Source organism: Oceanobacillus limi (genome assembly GCF_900111445.1).
Taxonomy (GTDB): Bacteria; Bacillota; Bacilli; order Bacillales; family Amphibacillaceae; genus Ornithinibacillus; species Ornithinibacillus limi.
In genome coordinates, this window is sequence record NZ_FOHE01000014.1 from 83,165 (window position 1) to 103,844 (window position 20,680).

24 protein-coding genes are annotated in these 20,680 nt (G+C 37.8%); 9 read left to right on the forward strand and 15 right to left on the reverse strand.

Translation table 11 applies throughout. The features are described from left to right. Positions 1 to 165 precede the first annotated feature (165 nt). From BMX40_RS14345 to BMX40_RS14370, 6 genes are all read right to left on the reverse strand, one after another. Complete coding sequence (locus BMX40_RS14345) at positions 166 to 780, reverse strand: PH domain-containing protein (protein ID WP_090871110.1); 615 nt, start codon at positions 778 to 780, stop codon at positions 166 to 168. A 171-nt stretch (positions 781 to 951) separates the two neighbouring features. Further along, positions 952 to 2,403, reverse strand: coding sequence for an N-acetylglucosamine-specific PTS transporter subunit IIBC (gene nagE / locus BMX40_RS14350; protein WP_090871111.1), 1,452 nt, complete (start codon positions 2,401 to 2,403; stop codon positions 952 to 954). 115 nt (positions 2,404 to 2,518) lie between these two features. Further along, positions 2,519 to 3,343 carry a PRD domain-containing protein gene (locus BMX40_RS14355; protein ID WP_090871112.1) on the reverse strand — a complete coding sequence of 275 codons (825 nt, stop codon included), beginning with the start codon at positions 3,341 to 3,343 and terminating at the stop codon, positions 2,519 to 2,521. A gap of 42 nt (positions 3,344 to 3,385) precedes the next feature. Next, the gene (locus BMX40_RS14360; protein WP_244513572.1) at positions 3,386 to 3,868 is read right to left on the reverse strand and encodes a PTS sugar transporter subunit IIA; all 483 of its coding nucleotides are present in this window, start codon (positions 3,866 to 3,868) and stop codon (positions 3,386 to 3,388) included. Between the two features lie 364 nt (positions 3,869 to 4,232). Continuing rightward, entirely contained in the window at positions 4,233 to 5,138 is a 906-nt protein-coding gene (locus BMX40_RS14365) for a hydroxymethylglutaryl-CoA lyase (protein WP_090871115.1), read from the reverse strand. 366 nt (positions 5,139 to 5,504) lie between these two features. After that, positions 5,505 to 5,807: a hypothetical protein gene (locus BMX40_RS14370; RefSeq protein ID WP_090871117.1), complete on the reverse strand. Its 303-nt coding sequence runs from the start codon at positions 5,805 to 5,807 to the stop codon at positions 5,505 to 5,507. A gap of 129 nt (positions 5,808 to 5,936) precedes the next feature. Here BMX40_RS14370 and BMX40_RS14375 point away from each other — a divergent pair, with 129 nt between their 5' ends. From BMX40_RS14375 to BMX40_RS14385, 3 genes are all read left to right on the forward strand, one after another. Further along, the gene (locus BMX40_RS14375) at positions 5,937 to 6,422 is read left to right on the forward strand and encodes an Hsp20/alpha crystallin family protein (protein ID WP_170840806.1); all 486 of its coding nucleotides are present in this window, start codon (positions 5,937 to 5,939) and stop codon (positions 6,420 to 6,422) included. A gap of 90 nt (positions 6,423 to 6,512) precedes the next feature. Beyond that, a complete protein-coding gene (locus tag BMX40_RS14380) occupies positions 6,513 to 7,667 on the forward strand; it encodes an agmatinase family protein (protein ID WP_090871121.1) in 1,155 nt (384 codons plus the stop codon). Positions 7,668 to 7,741: 74 nt separating this feature from the next. After that, a complete protein-coding gene (locus BMX40_RS14385) occupies positions 7,742 to 8,578 on the forward strand; it encodes an ATP-binding cassette domain-containing protein (protein ID WP_090871123.1) in 837 nt (278 codons plus the stop codon). A 45-nt stretch (positions 8,579 to 8,623) separates the two neighbouring features. Here BMX40_RS14385 and gerPC read toward each other — a convergent pair whose 3' ends face one another. From gerPC to BMX40_RS14405, 4 genes are all read right to left on the reverse strand, one after another. After that, entirely contained in the window at positions 8,624 to 9,106 is a 483-nt protein-coding gene (gerPC, locus tag BMX40_RS14390) for a spore germination protein GerPC (RefSeq protein ID WP_090871125.1), read from the reverse strand. 30 nt (positions 9,107 to 9,136) lie between these two features. Continuing rightward, positions 9,137 to 9,337: a hypothetical protein gene (locus BMX40_RS14395; protein ID WP_170840807.1), complete on the reverse strand. Its 201-nt coding sequence runs from the start codon at positions 9,335 to 9,337 to the stop codon at positions 9,137 to 9,139. Between the two features lie 31 nt (positions 9,338 to 9,368). Then, entirely contained in the window at positions 9,369 to 9,593 is a 225-nt protein-coding gene (locus BMX40_RS14400) for a spore germination protein (protein ID WP_090871129.1), read from the reverse strand. A 78-nt stretch (positions 9,594 to 9,671) separates the two neighbouring features. After that, complete coding sequence (locus BMX40_RS14405) at positions 9,672 to 9,899, reverse strand: spore germination protein (protein WP_090871133.1); 228 nt, start codon at positions 9,897 to 9,899, stop codon at positions 9,672 to 9,674. 179 nt (positions 9,900 to 10,078) lie between these two features. Between BMX40_RS14405 and BMX40_RS14410 the strand changes: the two genes are divergently transcribed. From BMX40_RS14410 to cbiQ, 5 genes are all read left to right on the forward strand, one after another. Then, positions 10,079 to 10,375, forward strand: coding sequence for a hypothetical protein (locus tag BMX40_RS14410; RefSeq protein WP_090871135.1), 297 nt, complete (start codon positions 10,079 to 10,081; stop codon positions 10,373 to 10,375). Between the two features lie 158 nt (positions 10,376 to 10,533). Then, the gene (locus BMX40_RS14415) at positions 10,534 to 11,145 is read left to right on the forward strand and encodes a CbiM family transporter (protein WP_090871138.1); all 612 of its coding nucleotides are present in this window, start codon (positions 10,534 to 10,536) and stop codon (positions 11,143 to 11,145) included. 30 nt (positions 11,146 to 11,175) lie between these two features. After that, entirely contained in the window at positions 11,176 to 11,583 is a 408-nt protein-coding gene (locus BMX40_RS14420; RefSeq protein WP_139177948.1) for a hypothetical protein, read from the forward strand. Between the two features lie 85 nt (positions 11,584 to 11,668). Then, positions 11,669 to 12,490, forward strand: coding sequence for a DUF4198 domain-containing protein (locus BMX40_RS14425; RefSeq protein WP_090871142.1), 822 nt, complete (start codon positions 11,669 to 11,671; stop codon positions 12,488 to 12,490). 12 nt (positions 12,491 to 12,502) lie between these two features. Further along, positions 12,503 to 13,228 carry a cobalt ECF transporter T component CbiQ gene (gene cbiQ / locus BMX40_RS14430; protein ID WP_090871144.1) on the forward strand — a complete coding sequence of 242 codons (726 nt, stop codon included), beginning with the start codon at positions 12,503 to 12,505 and terminating at the stop codon, positions 13,226 to 13,228. Positions 13,229 to 13,511: 283 nt separating this feature from the next. Here the strand turns inward: cbiQ and BMX40_RS14435 are convergent, their stop codons facing one another. The 5 genes from BMX40_RS14435 to BMX40_RS14455 form a co-directional block, all read right to left on the reverse strand. Further along, positions 13,512 to 14,546 carry a Gfo/Idh/MocA family protein gene (locus BMX40_RS14435; protein ID WP_090871146.1) on the reverse strand — a complete coding sequence of 345 codons (1,035 nt, stop codon included), beginning with the start codon at positions 14,544 to 14,546 and terminating at the stop codon, positions 13,512 to 13,514. A gap of 4 nt (positions 14,547 to 14,550) precedes the next feature. Then, positions 14,551 to 15,534, reverse strand: a complete 984-nt coding sequence (locus tag BMX40_RS14440) for an ABC transporter permease (RefSeq protein ID WP_090871147.1) — start codon at positions 15,532 to 15,534, stop codon at positions 14,551 to 14,553. Beyond that, on the reverse strand, positions 15,512 to 17,041 hold the full coding sequence (locus BMX40_RS14445; protein WP_090871149.1) for a sugar ABC transporter ATP-binding protein: 1,530 nt from the start codon (positions 17,039 to 17,041) through the stop codon (positions 15,512 to 15,514). The genes BMX40_RS14440 and BMX40_RS14445 overlap by 23 nt, the downstream gene beginning before the upstream one ends. Before the next feature lie 122 nt (positions 17,042 to 17,163). Further along, complete coding sequence (locus tag BMX40_RS14450) at positions 17,164 to 18,123, reverse strand: substrate-binding domain-containing protein (protein WP_425287862.1); 960 nt, start codon at positions 18,121 to 18,123, stop codon at positions 17,164 to 17,166. A 117-nt stretch (positions 18,124 to 18,240) separates the two neighbouring features. Next, complete coding sequence (locus BMX40_RS14455) at positions 18,241 to 19,230, reverse strand: LacI family DNA-binding transcriptional regulator (protein WP_090871153.1); 990 nt, start codon at positions 19,228 to 19,230, stop codon at positions 18,241 to 18,243. A 208-nt stretch (positions 19,231 to 19,438) separates the two neighbouring features. Here BMX40_RS14455 and BMX40_RS14460 point away from each other — a divergent pair, with 208 nt between their 5' ends. After that, positions 19,439 to 20,407 (forward strand): sugar phosphate isomerase/epimerase family protein, encoded by a 969-nt coding sequence (locus BMX40_RS14460; RefSeq protein ID WP_090871156.1) that lies wholly within the window; start codon positions 19,439 to 19,441, stop codon positions 20,405 to 20,407. The last annotated feature ends 273 nt before the right edge of the window (positions 20,408 to 20,680 follow it).

Consider the following 20,680-nt stretch of genomic DNA (forward strand, 5'->3'; position numbering starts at 1 on the left):
ACTTCCATTGCAAAGGGTGCGTTTAACGCACATTTATATGCAATAGAATACATTTCTATGTGGATTTTTGGCTCAATTATTTGCATTTTTGCTTTACCACCTATGTATAAGCTAAACTAGGTGCCTGGCACCAAGTATACTTGGTGCCAGGCACCTAGGTAAAAATTAATTATTGATGTACTTTTCGAACACGTTGCCAAAATCCTTCTGATGGTATTGCTCCCGGATCGTTTTCAGCCAAGAAAAACCGTACTCTGTAAGCTGTTTGTACTGATCTGCTAAGGCAACATCATTTGTTCTAGCATTTTGCAAAACTGTTACAGCTTTTTCTAAACTCTCCCCAGCTAGATTCTGTATTGCATTGTTTTCTGTTGTTACTTCAGATATATAAACCAATGCTTTATAAAGATCATTCAATTTATCCAGCTGTTTTTTGTCTACATCAATACTAAATGCTTCATTTCCTAAATTAAACTTAATTTCAATATCTAAGTCGACTTTCCCTGCCGTTTCTAAAAGGACATTCGAAATCTTATGCTGGGAATACGGGTAGCGTTTTAACGTTCGTTTAGAGGACACCGCATTCTCACCATCAACATGTATGAATGCTAAATTCGTAAAGCAATACTCATCTGCTTTTGTTTTTATTAAGAAGTAGATCTTTTCATCATCTTCATGTCGAACATAGTCGTCTGCATCTGTTTTGTCATAATCATGCGGCTCAATAATCTTACCTATATCAGACAATCCCAAAGCATCTGATGCAATCTTTTTTAACATACCTATCTCCTCCTCATTTTTATTACCGCCTATATTATATCACACTATTCAGACAACTAAAGCGATCTTAAAAGGTATTTTGCAACAATCTCCTACAAATCCCGACAGGTGCCTGGCACCTAAATGTAAAAAAGCGAATGGCCTTTGATTGGCCGTTCGCTTTTGGCTTTTTTATTCTTTTCTTAGTTTTGCTACTTCGTCTGCAACGAATTGAACGTTGGTTCCGACAACTACTTGAATGTTGTGTTTATCAATAACGTTAATCCCCGGAACTCCTGTAGCTTTAATTTTATCTTGATCTACTTTATCCATATCTTTAACTTCTAGGCGTAGGCGTGTTACACAGTTATCTATGGATGTCACGTTCTCGTCTCCGCCTAAACCGTCATAAATTTGTGATGCCATACTTGCAAATCTTGCTTGTTTATCACCAGTTGTTCCTTCTGCCGCCTCTTCTACAACCTCATCATTCTCACGACCAGGCGTTTTCAAGTTGAATTTCACAATTAGGAAACGGAATAGTAAATAGTAAATAACCGCAAATACCAAACCTTGCAGTAATAACATAAATGGTTTATTTGCAAGTGGTAAGCTTGAACTTAATACAAAGTCTACAAGACCCGCGCTAAACCCAAATCCTGCAGTCCATTGAAATGTTGCTGCAATGAATAAGGAAATACCAGTTAATGCAGCGTGTACTACATAAAGCGCTGGAGCTAAGAACATGAATGAGAATTCAAGCGGCTCTGTTACTCCTGTAAAGAATGCTGCGAATGATGCAGCCAATAGCAATGAAGCTGCTTGCTTTTTACGTTTCGTTTTTGCAGTATGATACATCGCTAGGGCTGCACCTGGTAGTCCAAACATCATAATAGGAAAGAATCCTGCTTGATACATGCCTGTAACACCTTTTTCACCTGTGCTTGCCCAGAAGTTACCAATATCATTAATACCTGCAACATCAAACCAAAATACAGAGTTCAATGCATGGTGTAGGCCTGTTGGAATTAATAACCGGTTAAAGAATCCATATAAACCTGCACCTGTTGCACCTAATGTACTAATTCCTTCAGCGAAAGATACAAGTCCACCATATACAAATGGCCAAACAAAATATAGTATTGCAGAAGCTACCAACATTGCAACAGAAGTCATAATTGGCACAAGACGTTTCCCACTAAAGAACGCAAGTGCATCAGGTAATTGAACTTCACTAAATCGATTAAACATGTTAGCTGCGATTACACCTGAGAGTATACCAATAAATGCATTACCAATATTCCCAAATGCTAAGTCAACATTCTCGGCCTCCACACCCTGATACATTGCGACTGAATCGGGCGATAATAAGGTTGTTACTACTAAAAACCCTACCAACCCACTAAGCGCAGCAGACCCATCTCTCGTTTTTGCCATTCCCAATGCAACACCAACTGCGAATAAAATTGGAATGTTGTCGATAATTGCACTTCCTGCTGTTATAAGGAATGCGGCTATTATATTTCCTGTTCCCCAACCGTCGTGGTCAATCCAATAACCAATACCCATCAAGATCGCAGCAGCTGGTAATACAGCAACTGGAAGCATTAATGAGCGTCCGAGACGTTGTAAATATTTCATCATTTTAAAATTCCTCCTATCACTTATCAAATATTATCCTTTGCAATTTTACCGAAAATTACTTAGAAACCCGTATCGATTGGTTCGGCCAAACTCATAATTATTATAAAAGTGCATGTTACATTTCATACTTCCTTAACCGCTCAATGTGAAGTGATATATAGCCTAGCTCTTCTTCTGGTAGATCAATACCATGTAATGAAGCAAGCTCCTTTCTCACTTCCATCGCACATCGATACGAATGCTCAAATTTTTTCTTAATCATGCTTAACATCTCCGCATCCATGGTATGTGCTTCATAATGATGTGCACGTGTTAGCGCAAAACGCAGATGGGTGATGAGACGTTCATAAGCAAGGTCTTCTTGCTTAATCGTGATTTCTAAGTAATTTTGAATGGTTTCCACCATGTCCCTTAAAATTGCTGTTTGTCTGACCGTTTCGTGTAAATCACCTCCTTGAATCTTCATTGTATGAATATGAAGGGCAATAAAGGCAGCTTCATCAATCGGCATCTCGATACCTAGCTTGTCGTTAATAAGCCGAAGTGCCCAAAGCCCAATATCAAACTCTTCTTTGTACAAAATTTTAATTTCTTGTAAGAGTTTGTTTTTCAAATGGATTCCTTGACTCTCTCTTTCAATAGCAAACGATAGATGATCTGTTAAAGCTAATGAAATATGCTCATTTAATTTTATGCCTAATTGCTTCTCCGCATGGGCAATTATTTCTTCCGAGAGAATAAAGTGTTCTTCTGGTATTCGTAATAAAAGCTGCTGTAACTTCTCATTCTCCTTTAGCACAAAAAGCTTCTCAATCTTCTTTGGGTTGACAATGTCATTTTTCCCTTTGTTGAATGCCACTCCTGCACCAATTGCGATCTTCTCTTGATCCTCATCAAGTATAATAACTGCATTATTATTTAATACTTTTTTAATTCTCACTAAAACCACGCCCTTATAGGTTTTATTATTCTTAGAGTTACCTTAGTACGTGATTAATACTGTTTCAGCTGCTTCACTCTGTTGTGACTCTGTAAAATTATATTCTTTCCCAGTTGTAGAGCTATTTGTGATGACAATAGGAGAAATAATGTCTTTTGCATGTTCCTTAATATAGTCCAAATCAACATCTAACAGCTTCTTACCGACGGACACCTTATCTCCCGTCTTCACATGCACCGTAAACCCTTCCCCTTCTAATGCAACTGTTTCCAAACCTACATGTATTAATATTTCCGTGCCATCTTCTGCAAGGATACCGACTGCATGCTTTGATGGAGCTACTTGAACAACTTCACCATTTATAGGCGATAGAACCTCGCCCTTTGTCGGCCTTACAGCTATGCCCTCTCCCATCATCTTTTGACTAAAAACTGGATCTGGAACATTTTCTAATGTGATCACTTCTCCAGTAATGGGTGCATAGATTTCGTTTTGCTTCGATTTCTTAAACATACCTTTAAACAAGTTAAAGACTCCCTTCATTTTCCTTGCTGCTATAAAACTTATGATAAAAAGGATTTATTCCTATTATGCTAGAATTTCTAAAAATTACCCTTTAGAAGCACTAGTCCAAACATTAATTATATCAAAAAAGGCATGGGGGTACATAAAGAGGAGCCTAGCTTCTCTTTAAAGGTACCACCATGCCTAATCGAATCAGTAACATGTGATCAATCATTTAATTGTATGGTCATCATACCATTTACCTATAAAAAAATCAACACTTTTTTGTAAACGGTATCAACTTTCAAATTATAGCCTTTATCCGTCCTAATTAATATAAGTCACCGTCCTTTTACTCTACGACGGTGACCTACATCTTATCTAATTATTGCTGAGCAGCTTCATAAGCTAGCGATTTACTAGGAAGAGACTTTCCCAGTTTATTTTGTATATAAAACGCTGCTTCCTGTACCTTTTTTTCATCAATTCCTGTTTTAATTCCCATACCGTGAAGCAAATAAAGAATATCATTCGTCGCTACATTTCCCGCTGCCCCCGGGGCATATGGGCACCCCCCTAGTCCACCAATGGAACTATCAAACCTTGTAATACCATATTCCATCGAAGCCATGATATTTGCAATTGCCATTCCCCTCGTATCGTGATAGTGCATAATAATTCTATCTTTTGGATACCTCTGTAAAACTTGTTCCAATAACTGTTCAACCTGAGAAGGAACTGCAGTACCAATTGTGTCTCCTAGGGATAAATCGTCCACACCAAATTCCATTAATTGATCACAGACTCGAATGACGTCATCTGTAGAAACGCTTCCTTCGTATGGACAATCGAAAACAGTAGAAACATATCCCGTTACGTGCTTCCCCTCTTTCCTAGCTCCTTCAATTACTTCTCGTAAAACTGGATAGGTATCATCTATTGATTTATTTATATTTTTACGATTATGTGTTTCGCTAGCAGACATAAATACAGACGCACCATCAATCCCTGCTTCCAAAGCTAGTTCAAGTCCCTTCTTGTTTGGTACAAGTGCTGAGTAACGAACATTCGGATTTCGTTTTAACTTCTGCCCCACTTCATGCGCATCAGCCAATTGAGGGACCCATTTTGGATGAACAAATGATGAAAACTCAATTTCTCTGACTCCAGAATCAGAAAGCATATTGATCCAAGCAATTTTATCTAATGTCGGTACACGATTCTTTTCATTTTGCAATCCATCCCTCGGACCAACTTCTTTTATTTGTACTTCCTTTGGCCATCGTTTCACATTGCTCCCCTCCCATTACAAAAGTGAATACGCTTACATATATAAAACTGAAAACAATTTCCTTGGTATATCTTATTCTAGATTACTGGATAAGGTTATCATCCTAACCAATTCAAATCTCATTTAGTACATATATATTCAATGATGTTTCTTTTCATTCAACTTTGTTGAATACAATATATAATAAATATTCACACAATGTCAATAGGAATGAGGTGAATATGGTATTGCAACACTAGATAGTACCGTTTCATAGGCTGGTCATTCTCATATCTATTTTCCTCATTTAAAACTTGCTATTTTGAGTTTGAATAAAAAACTCTTGTCTTAAAAAATAAAGACAAGAGCTCAAATCAATGTAATTTACTAATTTTCTTCCTTTAACGCCAAATAATATTCTTCCTGTGTTGGTACAACTTGTTCTTGAATACAAATTTCAATTAGTTCCCGTAGTCGTACATTCTGTTGGAACATCTGTTCATTCACCTCTTGCAAATAGTTCACTTTATCCCCGCTAGGAGCTGATTGATTCGATTTTACTGACTCTACTGCATTTTTCACGGTTACATCCATCTCTAATCGAAGCTCTTTAAGTTGGGCTGCTAATCCTCTATATTCTTCTTCTAACAATCTCACCCGCTTATTAAGATGTTCAACGTTATTATTCAATATTAAATCCCCCTAACCGTCCTTACATATTTACGCTAAAGAAATTTGATTATAACTTTTTAAATACAGGCACTTTTTCATCCCATCGTTACTAAACTAAATATGACTGGGCGAAGGGAGTGGTGTTTTTTGAATAAGTATTGGCCAAAAAAATGGAATGAAAAACTACCTAACTTCCTAGGCGAGGATTTCTTTTCTAGTTTTGATTTTCTAGAAAACAACCAAGAAGAAGGTGAAAATAGTAACGATAACACAGCCAAATCCCCTAATTTTTCAAGTCTAAAGGTAGATATTTGCGAACTGGAAAACGAGTTGCTACTGGTTTTTCGCGCCCCTGGAATTATGCTTGAGGATGTTGAGATAGATGTATATGACAAAACGCTAGAAATTTCCGGATATATACAGGTTGACCATAAGAAATTTCGTCCGATCCATTCAGAGCTATATCAAGGTCCAGTAATGAGAAAAGTTAAATTGCCATATCCTTGTCGGCATGACAAAATTAAAGCTTCATACCATCATGGATATTTGTATGTACACTTACATCGTTTAATTCGTACAAAGAAGACGTTAAAGAAAATTGATGTTCATGACTTGGATGATGCAAAGGATTAAGATTATTTTGCATGAAATAAGCTTTCTGTAGAATATACTTAATCGTATGAAAAGTAGCCATAAAGGAATTTGGCAATAGGAGGTGTTTTCTTGGGTTTCTTTGATAATCACGGTTTAAGTTTTCGACAAAAAAAAGCGTTAGAGAGTGATCGCACAACCGATTTATTAGGTATCGAAAAGGCAGCAGAAGAAGCTAAAATCCCAGAAGTGGAGGGAGAAAAGGTAACGGAGCGCTCCCTCCAGTATGGTCTAGAAGCGGCTCCATCTATAGGAGACCGAACTATTTCAACGTTTACAAGAGAACCACGGCCAGCCTACGCAGGTATCCCCACTTTTTTACGTACCCCTTTTCTAGAAGATGTTCGCCGTGTTGGTGAATACGATGTTGCATTTATCGGTGTCCCATTTGATATTGGAACAACTTATCGAGCTGGAGCAAGATTTGGGCCAGAGGCAATCCGTAGAATCTCTAAATTGTACACGTCCTACAGTTATGAACATGGAGTCGATTTAAAAGAATCACTTCACATGTGCGACGTTGGCGATGTATTTACAATTGCTAACATTGAAAAAAGCTTTGATCAAATCTATAAGGCCGTTTCCCACGTTTTTGCACAAGGGACATTACCTGTCATGCTCGGTGGAGATCATGCGATTGGGTATCCTTGTCTACGCGCCATAGCTGATAATGTCGACGGTAAAGTCGGGATTATTCATATGGATCGACATTTAGATTTACAGGAAAAAGACATGGATGAACGAATGCATACAACCCCTTGGTTCCATGCAACAAATATACCAAACGCACCACCAGAGAACCTCGTACAAGTTGGTATCGGTGGTTGGCAGGTCCCTCGCGAAGCAGTGAAAAATGTACGAAAATTTAATACAACCGTTATTACCATGGGCGATATTGAAAAACATGGGATTGATCGTATAGCAGACATTGCATTGGAGAAGGCATGGAAAGGGGCAAAAGCTGTTTATTTAAGCGTAGATATTGACTCATTTGATAGCGGATTCGTACCAGGAACAGGGTGGCCAGAGCCAGGTGGATTTTTGCCCAGGGAAGGGATTCAATTTGTAAATCGTGTTGCAAGTGAGGGAATATGTGGAATGGAACTTGTTGAAGTATCTCCACCATATGATGTTAGTGATCAAACTGCCTTATTAGGAACAAGGGTCATTTCCGATGCTTTAGCCTCAATGGTCAAGGCTGGAAAGATAGGAAAGCAATTTGCTTAAGTAATTCGGGGTCCCAACCTAACCGTCGGGGCTCCTTCTCGTTTTCTTACTAGATGTAGAAAGGAAGATCTTGAATGAACGCAATTGATATTAATCAAGTAACCTATCGATATGATAGTGGGGTAGAAGCATTATCGGATATTACATTATCTATACCTTTCGGAGCAAAAGTTGCACTTCTAGGACCAAATGGAGCAGGAAAATCAACATTATTGCATCATCTAAATGGACTAAAAATTCCTAGCAAAGGTTCCATAACCATTTTCGGTACAAAAGTAACAAAAAAAAATATTCATTCAATCCGCCAGCAGGTTGGCCTTGTATTTCAAGACCCAGATGACCAAATATTCTCCGGAACAGTGTGGGATGATGTCGCTTTTGGCCCAAGAAATCTACATATGTCAGAAAATGAATTGGAAGAGATTTGTACTGCAGCATTAGGGAATGTTGGGATGTTAGAGTATAAAGATAAGGCACCCTATCACTTAAGTTACGGTCAAAAAAAGCGTGTTGCTATTGCTGGGATATTAGCAATGAGACCAGATATCGTTATCTTGGATGAACCAATGGCCTTTTTAGATCCATCGGGTCAAGATGAAATTGCCGGATTATTGCAAGGACTTCACTATATGGGAAAGACAATTTTACTATCTACTCATGATGTGAATTTCGCCGCTTCCTGGGCGGATATGGTTGTCCTACTAAAGGAAGGAAAATTACTCACAGTTGGGGACAATCAACTATTAGCTGATGAGAAGTATATTAGAGAGGCAAATCTTCATTTACCGATCATAGCTAGAACCTTCAAAATGGTTCCTGAATTCTCGGATGAAAAACTTCCGATTAACGAACAAGAAGCTTTCCGATTATTATTTAAGCGATTAAACGAAAATAATAAATACCAATACTAACCTCAAGCTTTCGTAGCAACGATAAATCACGCTACGAAAGTTGAGTTATTCTTGAACATCCGCGTCAGTTTCTTTTTCTTCATTTTGTTGATTCATCATTGCATTTTGCATTTCATCCGTATTGATATCATTAAACATTACTGGACCATTTTGGGAGAGTAGTTCCTGTAATTCCTCCGCATCACTCCATGAGGTTAACCCCACTAACAAAGCCCCGGATAAATCTTCGACATGTAAATCTTGTATTTTATAATTAACATTCTCCACATTAATCGTTTTTTTGCTTGCTAATTCATCCTTCATCTGCTTATTCTCTTCTTCCAATTTGTTTAGTTTGTCATATATTTTTTCCAAATGTTCCATAACTGTATTGGGTTCTACCTCTTCCTTTGGTAACTGTTTGCTATCTATTTCTTTGCTTTGCTGTTGTGGCATATGAAAAATAGGATTCTGATAATATGTTTCGTAAAAAGGAAGAGGATAATACCGATATAACGGATAAGGGTAATAAGTTTTATTCTGACTCATCTTTTCGCTCCTTTAACTAGTTGCTAACCTCTAATCCATAGGTGGCAGTGGATACTCAGGAGTAGGGACTAATGGCTTAATTTCTTCCTCTTCCATTTCTTGATCCTCAAAATGAGCTTTGGGAAATTGAAGTTGTTTGGAGGTGTTTTTCGCAAAAATTACCTTTCCGACATTCATTGACCCCAATGTACTAATGGAATTCACTCGAATATTTCTTATGTTTATTTGCATTTCCATAGAGCTTCAGCCTTTCCATATCAGCTTAGAGTTGTTTTTGCACCTGATCAATGATATCTGAATCATTGGCATAGTTTACATTATTAAATTGAAGGGGACTATTATTTGCATCTCCAATATGATAATATCCAACGTTCATTTTTACATTTACTTGATGGCTAGTGTGCCACGTATTACCTAAGTTTAAGGAACCATTACTTTCAATAGAATTGATTCGTATTCCAAAAATATTATTTGTGTGGCCCTCCATACACATCCTCCTCATACCTTTAGACGAATTTCTGCAACGCATTATTTAATAGGGAGATAGCTATCTCCCCAAACATTTTTATACTTGAGCCTGTGCTTGATCCGTTACATCTGGATCGTTTGATATATTGGAATTGTTAAATTGAAGGGGGCTAAAATTTGCATCGCCTGGCTGCCAATAACCAGTATTTTGTTTCATATTGGCTTGATGCCCTTTATGTGCTGCATTCCCATAGTTTATGGAAGAGTTACTTGTAGCGGAATTAATTCGCACTCCAAAGATATTATTAATATGAGTTGGAATCATAAACACCACCTTACCTTTCTCTAATACCTCATTTTATTCACTTCAACAGCAAACTGTGAAGAGATCGATGGAAAACCTAGGTTTATGGAGGAAAACAAACTAAAGCACATCAATAATAGCATTCTAAAGATTGGTTGAATACACATATAAAGATAGGAATAATTAAAGGAGGGAATACATTGACTTATCCGTATTATCCAGGTTCAATGCCAGTTCATTACGGAAATTACCAACAGGCAATTCCTTACATGAATCTGGCAAGCCAAGGGTGGTCCCAACAACAACCACAAATGATGGGGATTAATCAGAGTACAGGCAATGTTTGTGCATATGCCCCTAATCAAGCCGTCCAATATAATAAACTCCATGTCATGCATTGGCCATCAGATGATTATAAGAAACCACACCCAAAAGGATTTACTCACACAATGCATACGAAACAATACCCAGGACAATATGTCCCTTACCGTCAGTAAAAAGGCAAACGCATTAGGATAGGAAGGTTTATACGCTTTCTTATCCTAATTGTATTTCACAGGTACACAGTTACTTTCCAACTAAATCGTAATTGTTGTTCATATTATCCTTCTTCGATCAATATATTTAGGTGAATTCGATTATTGGAAAAGGAGGGATGTATTTGCACGTCGCGGACGGTGTGTTGACCCTGCCTGTAGCTATTTCCACTTCCATAGGAGCTATTGGTGTTTTAGCCTACGCTTTAAAAGGAACCAAAGAAGAAGACATCCCCAAAATCAGCCTACTATCTGGTACATTTTTTGTTGCATCTCTCATCAATATCCCTATTGGACCCACATCTGTACACCCTTTACTCGGAGGGTTTCTTGGTATCATCCTTGGTCGTCGTGCTCCATTAGCAGTTTTTGTAGGGTTGGTTCTCCAAGCATTGCTCTTTCAGCATGGTGGTGTAAGTACGTTTGGAGCTAATTTATTATTAATGTCTATTCCTGCATTGCTTGTTCATTGGTTATTTACATACGTAAAAAAACCATCACCATTCCAAAAAGGGTTTATCGGCGGATTTGTAGCTATATGTATAGCTGTACTTCTACTAATCACTCTCTTAATGTTTTCCGATAGCCGTTATGGTGATGGAGCATTTTCAGTAATACGAATAGTTATAGTAGCTTACCTTCCGCTTGCCCTATTAGAAGGGGTACTAACGGGATTTGCTATTAAACATCTATATGCAATGAAGCCAAGTCTTTTTCACCGTTCTCTTTAGTTTAGGTAACACGAAAGGTGAGGAAAAAAATTGAGGAAGAACAAACTGATCTTCATTTACCTAACAATATTGATTCTTTTTTTAACTTCACTGGTCCCATCAACTGTTTTTGCTCACAAGATGCTTGTTGAGCACGTGGAAGACGGGATAATCTATATTCATTATGATAATGGAACACCCGCAAAGATAGCCACCGTCACCTTATATGATGAACATGGAAATATTTTATTAGAGGAAGTTGCCAATGATCATGGTTACGTCTATTACGACGGTGAAACCACAGTATATCGGATTGTAGCTGACGATGGGATGGGGCATAGGGCCAGTTCGGTTAAGAGTGAAGAAAACAATGAGGAAAGTATACCTTCCTTTATGAAGGCATTACTTGGGGTGTCTATTCTATTATTTGTCGCTGCTTTCTTTTACTATCGTAATTAGATTAACAGATGCATCTGTGAATTTATTCAGTTGAAGAAGGGTAACTCTCTTTAACTGCAATCAACAATAATAAAGAGGTGGGAAAATGAGAAAGCTTTTCATAGTTGCAATCTTTTTATTGAGCGCGTTGTTTATTATTATACCGAACGTTTCGGCACATGAATTGTATATTCAAGTAGAGGAATTAAAGGATAGCGAAGAGCTTCGAGTGGATATTTTTTGGGGACACATCCGTGATTACGTTAGCGAATCAAATCTAGAAGACTTCCAGTTATATACGCGCTATCCAAATGGAGATGTGAAACAGTTAGACTTGGAAGAATCTGGTGTTCAAGCAAGGACATATGTACCAATTACCAGTGACGGAACGTATACTTTTTGGGCTACAAGAGAAAAAAGTACATATACTCCAGAGGATAGTGGGGTAACCCAGTTAAGTAACCATATGGCTAAAGTCATTCATCACGTTGGCACTTCTTCATCGTCTAATGCTAACGAGGAAGTAGACATGGAATTTGAAATTATACCAGATGTTGATATATCAGCATTTATAACAGGGGTATTTTCAGGAACCGTCAACCTAAATGGTAGCCCTATTTCTGATGCAACGATTCATGCATATGGTCCGGACCAAGAAGTTATCGAAGAATCCACAGACACAAATGGTAATTTTGAAATGAATCTGGATTCAAATGGCAAGTGGTTAATAAAAGCGAATGTCCTTCAACAGGAACAAGGTACTATGCAAGGAGAAGCATATGAAGAGATCAGCAATACAACGACATTATTAATTGAAACTGATGGTGACGATACATCCTACAATCTCTGGTTACTCCTTCTCATGCTTGTTATTGGTTTATTTGTTGGTGCAGCTGTCACCTTATTCACCTTAAAAAAGAAGAAATAGGGTGTGGTAAACATGGAGGAAACCGTATACGATCAGCAACAGACGCAAATCCCTAAGTGGGCCCGTTCATGGGAATCAAGAAGTAAACTAATCGCCGCTATTTGCTATATATTTGGTGTCATTAGCTTAACCACTCTACCTACGTTAATCATCGCATACACGTTTTCACTGATAACACTAGTATCCATGCGTATTTCTTTCATTTTATTATTAAAACGTTATTTAATCATTACCCCCTTTCTATTACTAATGACCCTCCCTCTTTTTAGCCAGTACACTATGGATAATGCATTATTTGCTAGTTTAATTATTATTAAAGCATTTACATCCATGACGGTTATTACGATTTTATTAGAAACCCAATCACTAGATACATTAATGAATAGTTTAACAGGTTTAAAAATGCCGCCCATGTTAATAACGATTTTAATTTTATCGTATCGATATGTGTTCTTATTCCTCGACGATATTAGTAGAATGATGACCGCTGCAAAATCTCGTTTCTTTAAAGGAGAATTAGGGGTCAGAAGTTTGAGAGTTTATGGGCATTTTATTGCATCTTTACTCATTAAGGCTCTACACCGCTCCGATAAAATGTATGAAGCAATGGCATCCAGAGGATTTAATGGTCAATTGGCTTTTCAAAGCACAAAAAAAGTAGGTTATCATGACATCTTTAAAACCTGCTTAACCGTTATTGTTATTGCCTTACTCATAATATTCGAGAGGACATCATGAATGGGATGTAGCATTATGGACTGATGGTGTACTACCTAACTACCTTTTGTACCATTAAACGAAACAAACACATCATTGGTGAGGCGCAATTCATTCTGCTAAACTGCAGAAATAACTTATCTAATGCATGGTTGTAGGTTTATTCCGCTTATAACCAGCAGTAAGACCCCCACTTCAAACCTTCGAGGTAGAATCAAGTGGGTTAAGTGGGGGGTGTAGACCCCCCACTGATTGTTAGATTCACTTTATTTATTTGACTAAAATACTTTTATCCCTATCTTCATTAGATCCGTACTACCTGTTCCGTTTCAGCTGCTTCTAAAATACCTAAAACAACACGCAAGGAAGCTAAAGCATCCTCACCAGAAATAATTGGCTTTTCACCTAATCGAATACTCCTGACAAATGCATCAATGACACCACTATTGGTTTGATTATCATTCGTTTGAATAGCTTCCAATTGATAATGAATCCGTTCTCCGTTTTCTTTAATCACTTCAATCTGATACAACTCATTATGGTATATCTTTAGAATTCCCTTCTCACAATAGATAATGGTACTATTATCTTCTTCTCCATAATACGTCCAAGAAAAAGATGCAGTACCTAAACGACCAGACTGTGTTTTCAAATTACAAACGATATTATCACAAACTTCAATTGGATTTCCGTGTTCATCTACTTTATCGAGCGATCCTTGAAAGGCACTCACCTGTTTAATTTCATCCCCCAGTAGATAGTGAATTAAATCAACCTTATGAATACCAAGGTCTCCCGCTACCCCAAATCCAGAACGATCCTTTTTAAAGAACCACGTAGAATTAGTGCTATTGATACTCCAATGTTCAGGTCCATTATGACCAAACGTTGTTTTAAAGGTAAGTACCTTTCCTAGTTCATCGCTGGCGATAATCTCTTTTGCTTTTTGATGAGCCCGCGTAAATCGTTGGTTATGATCAACCATCAACACTTTCCCTGACTGTTTTTCTGCTTCAAGTATTTCATTGGCTTGAGCAATTGTTAACGAAATAGGTTTTTCGGCTAAGACATGTTTACCACTTAACAATGCTTTTGTTGAAAATATATGATGGGTTTCATTCGATGAACAATCACTAATTGCCTCGATAGACTTATCCTCTAGTAATTCATCCAACGACTCTGCCACCCGCCCATTGAATAGGTCAGCCAATGCTTGTGCACGGTCCCGATTTCGATCATAAAACACGATTTCATCAATATACGGATTCCCCTTATATTCTGGTGCATGACGGTGCTTGGCAATGGAGCCGCACCCAATAATACCTACCTTCATATTCATCCTCCTACTCTCTTTTTTGAAATACAACGGCAATAATAATTATTAGCCCTTTTACAAACCCTTGCAGATGGGTGGAAACGTTCATTAAGTTCATCATATTATTTAATATTCCTAAAATAAGTACACCAAAAAATGTTCCAATAATTTTCCCGCGACCACCAGTCATTCGGGTACCCCCAATTATAACGGCGGCTATTGCATCTAATTCATATTGCATCCCCGAACTAGATGATGATATTGAATTTAATCTGGACGTCTCTATAATAGCAGCTGCACTAACGAGCAATCCTGCCAAACTGTACACTCCAATTTTAACTCGATCCACTCGAATCCCCGATAATAATGCAGCTTTTTCGTTACTTCCAATTGCATATACATACCGACCAAAACGGGTCTTATGCATCAGAATAAAAACGAGTACTGTCATAATTATGAAAATAATAACTGGATAATGAATCATCCCTAATTTACTATTGGATATTGCAGAAAATCCATCCACTTCACTAGAGATGCTACCACCATTTGCCGTATACAATGCAATCGACCTTGCACCAGCCATCATTCCTAAAGTAGCAATAAATGAAGCGATCTTCCCTTTTGCAATTAATATTCCATTTAAGAAACCGGCAAAAGCACCGACGATACATGCAGTTAATAATCCAATAATAATACTACCAGAAGCATTCATGGCCATAACTGTTAGAACACCGACAAGGGCTAGAACAGACCCAACGGATAAATCAATCCCACCGGAAAGCATAATAATAGTCATACCCAATGATATAATCCCAATAATGGAGACATGCATTAAGATATTTAGTTGATTTGTTAAGTCAAGAAACCGCGGACTCATCATAGAAGCAACAATAAAAATAATTAAAAATGCGATAATAACACTGTATTCCGACCACAGCCAATTTAGGCGATCCTTCATAGTGGTTGACGATTGCTGCTGTGGACTTGGTTCATGAAGTTGTGTACTCGGCATTTGTTTCACCCTCCCTCTTCGATCCAGTAGCATAGCTCATAATTGTATCCTCTGTTGCCGTTTTCCCATTAAATCTTGCCGTGATCTCTCCTTGATACATGACGTTAATATGATGGCATACCTTCAATATTTCTGGCGCTTCCGAAGACAAAATGATAATACCTTTTCCCTGATTTGCTAAAGAGACAATATGCTCATATATTTCACGCTTTGCCCCTACATCAATGCCCTGTGTTGGGTTATCAAAAATAAGAATGTCGGTATTGACCTCTAACCATTTTGCAATGACTACCTTTTGTTGATTTCCACCACTTAATCGGTCAATTGGAACATTTGGATTATGTACTTTGATATTTAATAGTTTTTTATAGTGTTGGAATTTACTTTTCTCTACTTTTTCTTGAATCAATCCCAGCCGTTCAAAATGAGACATCGATGATAAACTCATGTTGTGAATAACATTTAAATCTTTAATAATTGCATTTTCCTTACGATTTTTAGGAACCAAGCCTATTCCTGCCTTTAGAGCTTTCTGCGGGTGATCCATTTTAATCAGGCGATCATGGATCGTGATGTTACCTGTATATTTTTTCCGATAACCAAATAACGTCTCAAACAACTCAGTTCTGCCATCGCCTGCTAACCCTGTGAATCCGACAATTTCTCCTTTATGAACTTGAAAATTAATATTGCGGAACAAACCTACATTCGTTAAACCTTGAACTTCTAATAATACATCACCAAATTCCTGTGCTTGGGTAAAACGTTCCTCAGAGACAGACTTTCCAACCATAAGCTTTGTAATAGACTCTAAATCCTCTTCCTTCAGGTTACCAACTCCAGCAACTTCTCCATCACGAAGAACGGTAAAACGATCACATATCGCCTTTATTTCCTTTAATTTATGGGAGATATAAATAATGGAGACTCCAGAATGTTTTAAGTTTCTCATCAACGTAAATAGCCGATCTACCTCATGTTCTGCTAAGGCTGTTGTCGGCTCATCCATAATAATCAATTTTGACTCATGTAAAAGTGCCTTGGATATTTCAATTAACTGTTTATAGGACGTATCTAAATTTCGAACATACGCTTTTGGATCAATGTCCACTCCTAGCTTACCTAATATATCCCTTGCCTGATTACACATCTCCTCTACGTTCACAAAGCCAAACTTATTACGTAACTCGGCACCTAAAAACATATTTTCGTAGACGCGAAGATCAGAAACGACATTAAGCTCTTGGTGAATAAAACCGATACCATGCTGCTGTGAAACCCTAGGATTAGTCATATCTATTTCACTATCATCAATAACTATTTTTCCTCGATCTGGCTGGTGTACTCCACCGAGTATATTCATTAATGTGGATTTCCCCGCACCGTTTTCACCTAATAAGGCATGAATTTCTCCCTTCTCCACTTCCAGAGAGACATCTTTTAGTACTTCAACACCATTAAAAGCTTTATCTATTTGACTCATTTTCAAGAAAGGATGATCTGGCATTTATTATCACTCCTTTAGATAGGAAAATAGGAAATACATATTGTATTTCCCACTTTCCATTAGTACAACGAGATCATGGCCCAAGTATTGTTTGGCCACATCTCAACAATTAAAATCTATTCTTAGAACTTTGAATCTGGATCATAATAATCTTCTACATTATCTTTGGTAACTTGTGTTGCTTCAATAATTACCAAATCTTCTTCAGCTTCTTTTCCACTAGCAAGATCAGCAGCTATCTTTACACCCTCTTTAACCTGACTTGGAGGGTATAAGAAAGTAGCTGAAACTAAACCACCATTTTGAATGCTCTCGAACACTTCTTTAGCTCCTCCAGCACCAGTAACAAACTGAATATCATCTCTACCAGCTTCATTGATTGCTTGAATGACTCCTAGTGCCATACCATCATCTTGGGTGAAAACAGCATCAATCTCTGGTTGTGCCTGCAAGATATTTTGCATTACCTCTAATGAAGTTTCCGTAGAAAAGTCACCATTCTGGGACGCAACAATTTCCATTCCTGGCTCCTTCTCAATTGCTTCCTGAAAACCGGCTCCACGCTGTTCTGTTACAGAACTAGGCGGACCTGTGATTTCAACAATTTTGCCTTGACCTCCAAGTTGTTCAACAAAATACTCACCAGCATTAACTCCGATACCTTCATTGTCCCCTTTAACAACTACGGTAGCTGCATCGTTTTCTAACTCACGGTCTACTATTACGAGTGGGATTCCTTCATCTGCAACCTTTTGACCAACTGGTGAGAGTGCTGCAGATTCAATAGGCAGCATGACAATAGCATCGACTCCTTGCGAAATTAAATCATCCACGTCATTTGCCTGCGAATTCGGATCATCCGCGTTTGTTATGACATAATTAATCCCTTCACTCTCTTTTAATTCCTTTGCCTGTGTTTCCGCATCGTCAATGAGAGCTCCCATCCATCCATGTGTTGCTGAAGGTAAGGAAATACCGATGGTTAATTCTCCATCACTACTCCCTTCTTCACTACAAGCAGCCAAACCAATTACTGCCATTAAAGAGATACAAAAAACTAGGATTTTCTTCAACTTATTCACCCCTTTGTTTTAATAAAGCCGCTTCCCCAGTATGTAATCGATTACAATTTACATCTAAGGCCAGCGCTCTACTATTAAAACTACTTTAATAACAGAGCGCTGGTCTTAGGTGCCTTCTTATCCTGAAGTCGATTCGCGTATAATTAATTCATGATCCAGTACAATACTATCTACTTCGTTTCCTTTAATTTTATCGATTAACATATTAGCTGCAATGGTTCCCATTTGGTACATCGGTTGGGCTATTGTAGTTAACGTAGGATGGGTCATATTGGAAAAGTCAATCTTATCAAATCCAACAATGGCGATATCATTTGGGACAAGCAGTCCATGTTGATGAATTTCTTTCAATGCACCTATCGCTAACAAGTCCGAAACCGTAAATACAGCTGTAGGTCGATCATCGAGATCTAATATCTTCCTCATTGCCTGCCTACCTTGATCGAAACCTAGTTCTTGTGTGTGAAACATATAGTTATCTTGAACTTCAATTCCATTTTCTCTTAGGGCTTTTTGATACCCTAACTTTCTTTGTCTCGCATAAAGAAACTTCTCATCGGAATTAATCAATGCAATTTTTTCATGACCTATACGAATCAAATGTTTCACAGCACGATAAGCAGCATCTTCATTATCAATCGTCACATATGGAATACCACTATCTAAAGCATATTCACTACACTGAATAATAGAATGATGTTCGGCTAACTTCATTAATGTTTCCATGTTAACAGCAGGATCCATGGAAATAATACCATCCGCCATTTTCTTTCGTACAAGATCAAAGTAAATATTTTCTCTTTCTGGGTTAGAATCCGTCTCACATAAAAGAATATTGTAGTTATGCTTTAATGCAGCTGTTTCAATCCCCTTAATAATTTCTGAGTAAAACGGGTTGGAAATGGTTGGGATTAGAATTAGTAAAATTCTACTTTCCGAATTTCTTAAATTTCTCCCGAGCATACTCGGTTCATAATTTAATTCCTTAATCGCATCTTCAACCTTAATACGAGTCTTTGCAGTTACTGTTCCCTGATCATTTAGAACCCTTGACACTGTTGCAACGGAAACGCCTGCATATTTAGCAACCTGATGAATATTTGCCATGCTTCTCTTCCTACTTTCTGTATTCTTAAGGTGATCGTTCTTGTAATCGTTTACAAAAACATCTTAATATATACAAAATTATCTGTCAATAAGAAAATTAAATTTAGTTAAAACTATTGATTTATTTTAGTGTTTTCTATAAGGTTAAAATGTAATGGATTACAAAACTTTATTTTCAGAAAAATTAGTATGGAAAGGAGTTAGTTAAATGAAATTAGGTGTTTTTACCGTATTATTCTCCGATAAGCAATTTGATGATATGTTAGACTATGTCTCCTCTAAAGGCTTGGAAGCAATTGAATTAGGAACTGGTGGTTTCCCAGGTGATGCGCATTGTAAAATTGATGAATTGTTACATGATGAGGCAGCAATAAAACAATTTAAACAAAAAGTCGCTGATCGAAATTTAATAATTAGTGCCCTTAGCTGCCACGGAAATCCACTACACCCTCAGAAAAGCGTTGCACAGCCGGCTGATGAACTATTAAACAAAACCATACGACTCGCCTCCAAGCTAGGTATTCCAGTTGTTAACACATTTTCTGGTTGCCCAGGCGATCACGAAAATGCATTATATCCCAACTGGCCAGTATCACCATGGCCACATGATTTTCAGGAAGTATTAAAATGGCAATGGGAGGAAAAGTTAATTCCTTATTGGAAAGATAAAAATGACCTTGCGGAGGCTCACAACGTTAAGATCGGCTTAGAATTACATGGTGGTTTCTCGGTACATACGCCTGCAACCATGTTACGGTTACGGGAAGCGTGTGGTCCTGCAATTGGCGCGAATCTCGATCCTAGTCATATGTGGTGGCAAGGAATCGATCCTATTGAAGCTATTAAAATCCTTGGAAGAGAAAATGCGATTCATCACTTTCATGCAAAAGACACGATCATAGATCAACAAAATATGAACCGGAATGGCTTAACTGACATGACTGATTATGCGCAAATGAAGGATCGCTCGTGGTATTTTAGAACAGTTGGCTTTGGGCATGATGGGAAAACATGGGCTGATATGATAAGTATGCTTCGGCTCATGGATTACGATTATGTGGTCAGCATAGAACATGAAGATGGGCTCATGTCGATAGACGAAGGATTCACAAAGGCAGTAGAGAACTTAAAGCCTGTTATGGTAAAGGAATCTGTTAAGGAAATGTGGTGGGCTTAGTTTTTTAACACATAAGTGCTTATTCATGGGAATCCGAATACTTATGAATTTGTTCAGATTCCTCTTCACGAGTTATTGCGTGTTAGGTATATTATACGCCGAACAGCAATGCGGTTCACCCTGACAGTCCGCTTTCCTCAGGGACACTTCAGCCATGGTAGAGAATGAAGTCTTGAAACCATGGTTCAGACGAATTATTTCAGCCATTTAGCGGAATGAGGTTCCTCTCTTTCTTTGATGTGGATCGTGGTTCCGTTAAATGACATATAAACG

What these genes read in the sequence shown, in the direction of transcription:
- BMX40_RS14345 (WP_090871110.1), bottom strand. Translation starts at nt 780, where the DNA reads ATGTTAAAAAAGATTGCATCAGATGCTTTGGGATTGTCTGATATAGGT.
- nagE (WP_090871111.1), bottom strand. Translation starts at nt 2,403, where the DNA reads ATGATGAAATATTTACAACGTCTCGGACGCTCATTAATGCTTCCAGTT.
- BMX40_RS14385 (WP_090871123.1), top strand. Translation starts at nt 7,742, where the DNA reads ATGAACGCAATTGATATTAATCAAGTAACCTATCGATATGATAGTGGG.
- gerPC (WP_090871125.1), bottom strand. Translation starts at nt 9,106, where the DNA reads ATGAGTCAGAATAAAACTTATTACCCTTATCCGTTATATCGGTATTAT.
- BMX40_RS14395 (WP_170840807.1), bottom strand. Translation starts at nt 9,337, where the DNA reads ATGCAAATAAACATAAGAAATATTCGAGTGAATTCCATTAGTACATTG.
- BMX40_RS14400 (WP_090871129.1), bottom strand. Translation starts at nt 9,593, where the DNA reads ATGGAGGGCCACACAAATAATATTTTTGGAATACGAATCAATTCTATT.
- BMX40_RS14405 (WP_090871133.1), bottom strand. Translation starts at nt 9,899, where the DNA reads ATGATTCCAACTCATATTAATAATATCTTTGGAGTGCGAATTAATTCC.
- BMX40_RS14415 (WP_090871138.1), top strand. Translation starts at nt 10,534, where the DNA reads ATGTATTTGCACGTCGCGGACGGTGTGTTGACCCTGCCTGTAGCTATT.
- BMX40_RS14425 (WP_090871142.1), top strand. Translation starts at nt 11,669, where the DNA reads ATGAGAAAGCTTTTCATAGTTGCAATCTTTTTATTGAGCGCGTTGTTT.
- cbiQ (WP_090871144.1), top strand. Translation starts at nt 12,503, where the DNA reads ATGGAGGAAACCGTATACGATCAGCAACAGACGCAAATCCCTAAGTGG.
- BMX40_RS14435 (WP_090871146.1), bottom strand. Translation starts at nt 14,546, where the DNA reads ATGAATATGAAGGTAGGTATTATTGGGTGCGGCTCCATTGCCAAGCAC.
- BMX40_RS14440 (WP_090871147.1), bottom strand. Translation starts at nt 15,534, where the DNA reads ATGCCGAGTACACAACTTCATGAACCAAGTCCACAGCAGCAATCGTCA.
- BMX40_RS14445 (WP_090871149.1), bottom strand. Translation starts at nt 17,041, where the DNA reads ATGCCAGATCATCCTTTCTTGAAAATGAGTCAAATAGATAAAGCTTTT.
- BMX40_RS14455 (WP_090871153.1), bottom strand. Translation starts at nt 19,230, where the DNA reads ATGGCAAATATTCATCAGGTTGCTAAATATGCAGGCGTTTCCGTTGCA.
- BMX40_RS14460 (WP_090871156.1), top strand. Translation starts at nt 19,439, where the DNA reads ATGAAATTAGGTGTTTTTACCGTATTATTCTCCGATAAGCAATTTGAT.